The 8530-nt window shown below is 49.3% G+C and carries 8 protein-coding genes; 3 read left to right on the forward strand and 5 right to left on the reverse strand.

Annotated elements, in window-relative coordinates:
- Positions 1 to 13: 13 nt before the first annotated feature.
- The 5 genes from RCO25_RS31665 to RCO25_RS31685 all read right to left on the reverse strand — a co-directional run bounded on the left by RCO25_RS31665 (position 14) and on the right by RCO25_RS31685 (position 7038).
- Positions 14 to 1597, reverse strand: a complete 1584-nt coding sequence (locus RCO25_RS31665; protein WP_309000058.1) for a response regulator — start codon at positions 1595 to 1597, stop codon at positions 14 to 16.
- Entirely contained in the window at positions 1572 to 3398 is a 1827-nt protein-coding gene (locus RCO25_RS31670; protein WP_309000059.1) for a sensor histidine kinase, read from the reverse strand. Before RCO25_RS31670 ends, RCO25_RS31665 begins: the two co-directional genes overlap by 26 nt.
- 81 nt (positions 3399 to 3479) lie before the next feature.
- Positions 3480 to 5111: an extracellular solute-binding protein gene (locus tag RCO25_RS31675; RefSeq protein WP_309000060.1), complete on the reverse strand. Its 1632-nt coding sequence runs from the start codon at positions 5109 to 5111 to the stop codon at positions 3480 to 3482.
- Between the two features lie 64 nt (positions 5112 to 5175).
- Positions 5176 to 6063 carry a carbohydrate ABC transporter permease gene (locus tag RCO25_RS31680; RefSeq protein ID WP_309000061.1) on the reverse strand — a complete coding sequence of 296 codons (888 nt, stop codon included), beginning with the start codon at positions 6061 to 6063 and terminating at the stop codon, positions 5176 to 5178.
- A gap of 24 nt (positions 6064 to 6087) precedes the next feature.
- Positions 6088 to 7038, reverse strand: coding sequence for an ABC transporter permease (locus tag RCO25_RS31685; protein WP_309000062.1), 951 nt, complete (start codon positions 7036 to 7038; stop codon positions 6088 to 6090).
- 602 nt (positions 7039 to 7640) lie between these two features.
- Here RCO25_RS31685 and RCO25_RS31690 point away from each other — a divergent pair.
- Genes RCO25_RS31690 through RCO25_RS35015 form a run of 3 tightly spaced genes read left to right on the forward strand, consistent with a single transcriptional unit; the run spans position 7641 to position 8482 of the window.
- Positions 7641 to 7943, forward strand: coding sequence for a helix-turn-helix domain-containing protein (locus tag RCO25_RS31690; protein WP_309000063.1), 303 nt, complete (start codon positions 7641 to 7643; stop codon positions 7941 to 7943).
- 9 nt (positions 7944 to 7952) lie between these two features.
- Entirely contained in the window at positions 7953 to 8129 is a 177-nt protein-coding gene (locus tag RCO25_RS35010; RefSeq protein ID WP_374992203.1) for a helix-turn-helix domain-containing protein, read from the forward strand.
- Positions 8108 to 8482, forward strand: a complete 375-nt coding sequence (locus RCO25_RS35015; protein ID WP_374992201.1) for a transposase — start codon at positions 8108 to 8110, stop codon at positions 8480 to 8482. Before RCO25_RS35010 ends, RCO25_RS35015 begins: the two co-directional genes overlap by 22 nt.
- The last annotated feature ends 48 nt before the right edge of the window (positions 8483 to 8530 follow it).

The raw sequence follows: 8530 nt of genomic DNA on the forward strand, positions 1-8530 counted from the left end.
GCCTTTCGTATCCCTATTCAGAAAGGGAACGATACTCGCTAGCGCTGAATCCGGTATACGCTTTAAATTTTTTATAGAACCAATCCAGCTGCCGATACCCGACATCATATGCGATGGTATATACTTTTCGGTCAGTGTTGGTAAGCAGCTCCTTTGCCTTCTCCATCCGGAAGCCCATCAAATAATCGTTGAACGAGACGTCCTCCGAAGCTTTAAAGAGCTGACCCAAGTAGACAGGGCTCATATGGACCTGCTCGGCAATGCTCTTCAAGCTGATGTTGCTTCCATAATCGGATGCCACGATTTGCTTAACCCGCTCGACCGTGTTCGGCAATTGATTTGCCCGTTTCGATTGCTCGATAATATCTATGACCTGCATACATTTGTGCGAAGCGAATTCAAACAACTTTTGAATCGTCCCGGCCTCCGCGATTCGGAGGTAATCCTCGGCTGATGGGGCGGTAATTCGTCCCTGGCCGCTGACATTTTCACTCATGTAACGGATCAAACCGGCAAACAGGTCCATCACCATCGTCTGAACTTCCACTTTCGACGCATCGCAGGCCATAAACCGGTCCCGTTGCCGTGATAGAAGCGCAGCGGCCCGTTGCTTGTCCCCTTGAAGGATAACCTCCAATAAAGATTGCAAGTCATCCGCATTTGTCTCTAGCGTTGGGTGGTATCTTCTCGCGAACGTATAATTGGATATAATGGACTGGCTTCCGAGAAAAAATTTGCGGTCCAGCATCCGCTTGGCAGATCGGAACGACAAGTTGACGTCCGACATGCCGCTGACAGGCTCACCGATTCCAATCGCAACCTGCGTCTTCGTATAATGCAGCGCATTATCCTGCAGCATTGTTGCAAGCTCTATAAGCTCGGTTTCCTTCATCGACTCCTTATCCTCGCAAAGCACGATGCCATACCGCTCAGGCGACTCCTCGAACAAGTACCCCCTTCGGGCGAGCAGCTCCTCCATTACATTGCGTACCGCGAAACGCTTCGTTTTAATGTCGGCCTCCGTCATGAAGGCATCCATCGTTTCTTGAAAATCCATTTCGACGACAAGACAGCAGTAGCTTCTGAATGCCGTGACGGTTAATCCCCATAACGGAAGCCGCTCCGACAATTCGCTCTCCTTCATATTACCGTGCGTCCATTGTTTCAACATATGATCCCGAGCTGCCGGGGCGCTCATGTCCAGCTTCTTGTTAAGCATCCTCTCTTGATCGATGTCGTTCTTGATGCTTATTAGCAGCTTCTCCGCATCAGATTCGATGACCGGTTTGAGCAAATAGTCCTTAACGCCGTATTTCATACATTCCTTCAAATAGGTAAAATCCTCGAATCCGCTAACGACGACGATAGGAAGCTTCGATTTTTCCCGCACTCGGGAAATCAGCTCCAGTCCGCTAATGCCCGGCATGCGGATGTCGGTAATGAGCAGATCGTAACGTTCCTGCTCCAGCATCTGCAGCGCCATCTTGCCGCTAGTAGCTTCGCCGGTAACAGCAAACCCGAATCGTTCCCAGTTGAGCAAATATTTCATGGCTTTAAGAGCGCCCGGCTCATCATCCACCACCAAAACATTTAACATGATTCTCTCTCCCTTCCGCAGCAGCTTCATTCAACGGCAGTATGATCGACACCATCGTCCCGCTGCCAGGCTCGCTCTCTATAGAAAGACCATACGGATCACCGAACATAAGCCGCAGCCGCTGGTGAACATTGCGCAGACCGATCCGCCTGTCTCCCGTCCAATCGGAAGCGTTGTTCATCGCTTCCTTTATTTCGCGAAGCTGCTCCGCCGACATGCCCGGACCGTTGTCTTCCACAGTTACGATGCATCGGTTGCCGTCTATCACACGAGCGTAGATGGCAACGACGGTGACATCTTCTACCTTCTCCAGGACGTGGACGATCGCATTCTCGACAACGGTCTGCAGCGACAGCCGCGGAATCTCGCAAGCTGCGAGCAGCTTCGGAATGCTGGAATCATAGACCAACCGCTCATCGAAACGAAATGCTTGAATGCGAAGATACGTATCGACAATTTCCATTTCTTCCTTCAAGGAAATCATATCGCCCGCCCTGCTCAAGACGTTGCGGAAGGATTGAGCTAGCAGCTTGACGATAACCGCATTAGCCCTATCCCCTTTCTCCAGCAAGCTGCCGCATATCGCATTAAGCGTGTTGAACAGATAATGCGGGTTAATCTGGGTTTGCAGGGCGTATAATGCCGATTGCTGGTTGCGGAGCTTCAATTCCTTACGATTCAGCTCCGATTCGTACACTTCCTTGATCAGTTGATTGATCCGGTCCATCATCTCATTGAAATGACGGTACAGCTCGCTGATCTCGTCATTGCCGCTCACTTGCACGCGGGAGAGCGAGTCCATATTGTCCGGACCGACAGTCCGCATCCTTTTGGCCAATACGGTCAGCCGGTTCGTCAGCCGGTTCGAGATCAGATAGATCAGCAGAATCAAACTGAGCACCGCCAGAATGAACAGCATGATAGCAGAACGTTTCATATCGTTCACTTGGACTGTGATCTGATCGAGCGGAGTGAGCCGCACGATCGTCAATCCATTCACACTGCCACGAGACTGCAGCGAGATGCTCGTTAGCAGGTAGTCTTGTCCTTCATAGTTGGACACCGATGTAGACAACTGCGGCTTAGTTGCGATATCTTCGTAAAAATTATAATCTGCAAGCCGGGCGGGATACGAATTCGAGCGCTGTGTATCAATCAGAACACTTCCGTCCGGAAGAGCGATAATGAAATGCTCGCTCCGCCCCTCACTCGATATCAGATTGCGCAACAATCGGTCCTCCAGATCGAGCGTCACGTACATCTCCTGGTTGGAAGGCGTATTGAAGACCTTCTGCGTGAGACGAAGCACCCCATGTCGCAGCAGCGCATCCTCCTCCGAGGCCGTCCATGATTTCACGAGACCAGCCTTGGGTCCTTGTACGCTCCGATACCAATTCGATTGCTTAATCTCCTCGTCGATCGTGCGTACTTGAGCGTATTGAAACGTCGGATTGTCAGTATAAATGGAGAACCGCAAGATGTCTTTTGACGTCGTTATCCACTCTTCATATGGCTGTACATAATTCAGGTACGTCTCTTGCGCTTCGGCGAAACTGTCATAATGCCGGAGCAGCTTGTCCTGAAGTTCCGTGCTCGTGTATAAGGAATCGACAACCTGCTCGTAAGACTGCAGCAAATTGTCGATGTTTTGCGAGAGCTGGGAAACGGAGCGTCCGACTTCTTCTTCGGTATTGCTCAAGATGATGTTGCTGCTTTTTCCACTCATATAGTAGGTTAGCAACCCGAGAAGAATAATGCCGACCAGTGCGTTGGCGGCGAATATTTTCGTACGAACCTTCATGTTTAGTCCTCCTTCCCACTCTCGTCCCTGACAAAGCAAAGGCGGGCATCCCGCAAGCGGGGTGCCCGGCATGACTTTGCACTAGTTCATAGCTTCATCATAACGCTTTACGTAATCTTGCCATGCTGCCGTCCAGCTTTCTTCATACTTCGCTTTGCCAGCCTTGTCGATTTGCTCGACGAAACGGCTCCATGCTTGCTCGAACCCATCTTCCGATTTGGCCAAAATGAGCTTCGGAATTTCTTTGTTAAGCGTATCCTCGAATTTTTTGAAGATCGCCTTCGTCTCTTCCGGTTCGTTCAGCTGCCACAGCATGGCCGGCGCGGTCACCGGCTTCGGAAGGAAGTCGGACCAGGTCGTCTTTCCGTATTTGGACAGGATATCCTTGGTCATATCGTCATAACCCTTAATGACCGTTTCCTTCGTGTTCGGTGTCGCGTAATCACCGTCATCCAACTTGGCGCCGTCTCCAATGCTGAATCCGGTTACCGGTCCGGCCGGGCCGTCTTGATATCTGATGTCGGGATTCCCTTTCGCTTTGTCCAGGTACTCCTGCTTCTGAACGCGCTTGCCATCCTGCACTTCGTAGTGCAAGCCTTCAATTCCCCAGTTGATCGCTTTCTGTCCTTCGTCCGAGAACAAATAATCGATCATTTGGATAATACGTTCAGGATTATCCGCTTTATTGCTGATCGCCCAGTTGCTGCTGGAGCCGGTAGGCGTGACGACAAAGCTGCGGTCTTCCGTATTCTCATCGAGGAATAGCGGAAGCTTGGCATATTGGCGCTCCAGTTTGCCTGCCGCAACGATGGATTTCTCCGCATTGTTCAGCAGCCAGCCCGGCATGAACTCGGCCAACACGCGTCCTTGCGCGATCTTCGCGAGGTTCTCTTCCCCTTTACCGAAGATGTTCTTGTCCAGCAGCCCTTCGTTCTGCAGCTTGTTTAGAAACTTATAATACTGCTTTGCAAAGTCTTCTGTCAGTGCAAACTTAACGTTATTGTTCTCATCGATCATATTGAACCCTTGATCCGGCAAGCCGGCCGCAGCGATCGCAGGATTAGCGAACGTCAAGCCGCCCCAATAAGCGGAGAACGGAATCGTCTCTTTGCCGTCAATCGTCGGATGCTTCTTATAGTAATCTTTCAGAATATCGACCAGTTGATCCAGAGTCTTGATCTCCGGGTAACCGGCTTCCTTCAGCACGTCGTATTGAATGATGAACGAAGCTGCGGAATTGGCCGGCGCTTCCTGCGTCAGATTGACGCCGTACAAAGAGTAAATATGGCCATCCTTGTCGCGCAGCAGCTCATAATGCTTGCCGAACCGCTTCTTGATGTTCGGGCCATGCTCTTCAATCAGATCTTCAAGTGGAAGGAGAGCTCCGCCGTCACGGTACTTACCCGTCATATTCGGCGATAGGTGCAGCAGATCCGGATAATCGCCCGAGGCCAGCCATAGGTCCATCTTCTGAGCCTCGTCGCCGACAATCGGCAAATAATTAATCGATACGCCGGTTTTCTCCGTGATCAGCTTATCGACAGGCGTGTTCCACTTCAACTTGGAATCTATCGTCGACATCGTATACGCAATTGGGCCTGCCGAATTCGAAGCCTCCCCCGCCGAACCGCTCGGGTCATTCTTGTTCGCGCAGCCCGCCGTGAGGCAGACCGCCAAAACGATACTGATAATTCCAGCTAACTTTTTCTTCAAGATCGATGACACCCTCTCTTCTATTTAATTATATATCAACAGAGAAACCTCTGCCGATTTCAAATTATTCCTTGACCGCCCCGATCAATACCCCTTTAATGAAGTACTTCTGCAGGAACGGATAGACGAGCAGGATCGGAAACGTAACGACCACCGTCATGGTAGCTCGGATCGCTTCCGGTGTAATGTTCTTCACCGTCTCGTTGTCGATGTATCCGGTCGAGGACGCATTGTTGACCATTTGGCTGGTCGACTGCAGCAGCACCTTCATCAGCTCGAATTGGAGCAGATTCAAGTTGTCCCTCGTGTTGTACAGGTAGTTATCGAACCAGGAATTCCAGTGGCCGACAGATGTGAACAGCACGATCGTTGCAAGTACGGGCAGACTGCACGGAATAACAACCCTGAACAGCACTTGGAACTCGCTTGCGCCGTCCAGTCGCGCCGATTCAATCAACCCCTCCGGCAGCTGCTCGATTGCGGTCCGTACGATGATCACGTTGAACACGCTGATCAGCCCCGGGATAATGTAAACCCAGAATGAGTTGGTCAGGCTTAGTCCTTTGATCAGCAAATAGGAAGGGATGATGCCGCCGCTGACATACATGCTGATAATCATGAGCAGGTTGATTGATTTCCGCAAAAAGAATTCCCGGCGCGACAGCGTATAAGCAAGCATTGTCGTGCAGGCGACGGACAATAAGGTGCCTACGACCGTCCTTAGCACGGAGCGTAAGGTCGCCATATACAGCGCATCTTCTTGAAAAATAACTTTGAAATTGTCCAACGTAAATTGATTGGGCCAGAAGTATACTTCCCCTCTCATCGTATCGAGCGGATCGTTGAACGACACGGCGAGCAAGTTGATGAACGGGTACAGGGTTGCGAACCCTATGATGGCCAAAAAGATGTAATTCAGCGTATCGAAGCTTGCTTCCCGGAACTGTCTCATACTATGTGTATACCTCCTCTCTCCTTAGAACAAGCGGATCCCGCTCATTTTGCGGGCCAAGCCGTTAACGCTAATAACGAGCACCAGGCTAATGATCGTCTTGAAGATCCCGAGCGCGATGCCGACTGAATATTGCCCGGAACCGAACGACAAATTAAGAGCGTATAGATCAAGCACTTCCGAATAATCAAGCACAAGCGGGTTGCCGAGCAGAAATTGCGATTCATACCCGATGTTAATGATTGAGCCCAGTGACAGGATCAGCAAAATAACTGCCGTTGACATCACGCTTGGAAGCGAGATATGCCACATTTTGTTCAGACGTCCCGCACCGTCCACGTCGGCTGCTTCATACAGTTCGGGATTGACGCCAGCGAGCACGGCTAGATAGATGATCGTGCTCCAGCCCAGCTCCTTCCACAGCCCGACCATCGTATTAAGGAACCAGAACCATTCGCCTTTTCCCATGATGAAGACTGATTCTTCAATCCATCCAAGCTTGATTAGCATGTTGTTGACGAATCCGTCGGGAGACAGAAAGGTGATCACGATGTTCGCGATAACAACCATTGAGACGAAATGGGGAATATACGTCACTGTCTGAATGGCCCGCTTGAACAGCGTATGGCGCACCTCGTTAAGCAGCAGCGCAAGCACGATCGCGCCCGCGAAGCCGGTAATCAAACTCATGCTGCTCATCACCAGTGTGTTGCGCATGACGAGGAAGAAGCGTTCGTCGCCAAACAGAGATAAGAAATTGTCCCAGCCGATAAATGGGCTATTCCAGATGCCCCTGCCCGGAGAATAGTTCTGGAAGGCCATAATCCAGCCCCAGAGCGGGACGTATTGAAACACAATGATCAGGATAACGAACGGAATCGACATCATTAACAGCTGATACTGCGCAGATAGTCGCCGGAACACGCTCTTCTTGACCAGCTTCGGACCCGGCATGGCTGGGGTCGTAGTTTTCATTTTTTTGAACCTCCTACCTTTTGTTCGAGTTGTTTCTTTCATTCTAGCCCCCCTGACCATTACGAAAAAACCATAGTAAGTTTAGATTTGGCCATTGAAATTAAAGCTGTAAAATAAAAATCGCCCCCTATTTTGCCTTCTTGGCAAGATAAGGGACACTGTTGCTGATGTGATGGGAATATCTGCTGAATAAGTTTGGGTAAGTACGACTGATAGATTTGTTGGACAGCAGAGACTTCGTTATGTAGCAGGAGAGCGTTTCTCCAACGGGGTGCTTTTCATAATACGCAAAACCGAGCAAGCGTAGCTTATGAAAAACGTCGTATTGCAAATCCCGGGCAGCCTTCTCCTGGATATCCCGCTGCACATCGTTTCGGACAACGGAGACTTTTAGTAATGAGCTTTTTAATTCCCCATCTATAATTTTTGTTAAAATGGCGTCCTTCGCTTCTATATAAGTTGAACTAAAATCACTTGGAAGGAATTGTTATCCATTCTCGTCGAATAGGTAGAGACCATTCTACTCGGGTGATGAAGATGAAAACTGTTGACCAGCAATTGCAAGAAGTGGAACAAAGGTTTAGCATGAGAAAAGCAGAAGAATGTTTGAACGCTACCAAAGGGTTCGTCTCCATCTTCTCGGCCAAGATAATGCAGCAATTGCAGTAAGCATCGGCAGAAAGGAAAGTACGGTCGATACGTACTTGCGCCAGTATCGTAAGCAAGGTCTGGACGGTTTAGAAATGAAGTTTTCACCTGGTCCTCCAGAACAGCTAAGAAAAGAGCAACAACAGCAGTTGAAGAAAACCATCTGTGATCATGTTCCGCATGATGTCGGATTTACAGCAAAGTTTAATTGGACACTCCAACTCATTGGAGACTACATCAGCCGCGAATTTGGGTAGAGTTACTCGATCCGAGGTGTCTCTAAATTGATGCACCGTATGGATTTAAGTTATACAAAACCTACCTATACCTTGGCGGCCGCTGACGAAGAAAAGCAACGATTGTTTGTCGAATCCACCTTCCCAAGGTTAAAAAATACGAGAACGGCGAAATTGATCATTTATTGTTTGAAGATGAGAGCATGATTCGAGATTACCAAGCATTTCAGAAGACGTGGTTAGCCAAAGTCAAGCAACGGATCATTAACACCGGAAAGCATCACGGCGTAAAATTGCTTGCCACTCTAGATTATGTAGAAGGCAAGATCGTCTGGAAAGAAGACGAGCAATACAACGTGGAGTCATTCTTAGCGTTTCTCAAACAAGTCCTGACTGTCTATCCAACCGGGAGAATCATAATGGTATTGGACAATGCTCGAATTCATCACGCGAAGTTGCTTTCAAGCTTCCTGCAAGAACATATTTCTACCTCCCACTATAAAGTAATGTTTTCTCCTGTTTTCTCGCTCTTTCTTAGATTTTCAACTTTGACAGTTTGAGAGTACTGGTAGAGAATGTAGTCCGTAGCCCAATTTCCTGTAAGAGCG

It is taken from the genome of Paenibacillus sp. LHD-38, assembly GCF_031157315.1.
GTDB lineage: Bacteria > Bacillota > Bacilli > Paenibacillales > Paenibacillaceae > Pristimantibacillus.

What these genes read in the sequence shown, in the direction of transcription:
- RCO25_RS31665 (WP_309000058.1), bottom strand. Translation starts at nt 1,597, where the DNA reads ATGTTAAATGTTTTGGTGGTGGATGATGAGCCGGGCGCTCTTAAAGCC.
- RCO25_RS31680 (WP_309000061.1), bottom strand. Translation starts at nt 6,063, where the DNA reads ATGAGACAGTTCCGGGAAGCAAGCTTCGATACGCTGAATTACATCTTT.
- RCO25_RS31690 (WP_309000063.1), top strand. Translation starts at nt 7,641, where the DNA reads ATGTTTGAACGCTACCAAAGGGTTCGTCTCCATCTTCTCGGCCAAGAT.
- RCO25_RS31670 (WP_309000059.1), bottom strand. Translation starts at nt 3,398, where the DNA reads ATGAAGGTTCGTACGAAAATATTCGCCGCCAACGCACTGGTCGGCATT.
- RCO25_RS31685 (WP_309000062.1), bottom strand. Translation starts at nt 7,038, where the DNA reads ATGAAAACTACGACCCCAGCCATGCCGGGTCCGAAGCTGGTCAAGAAG.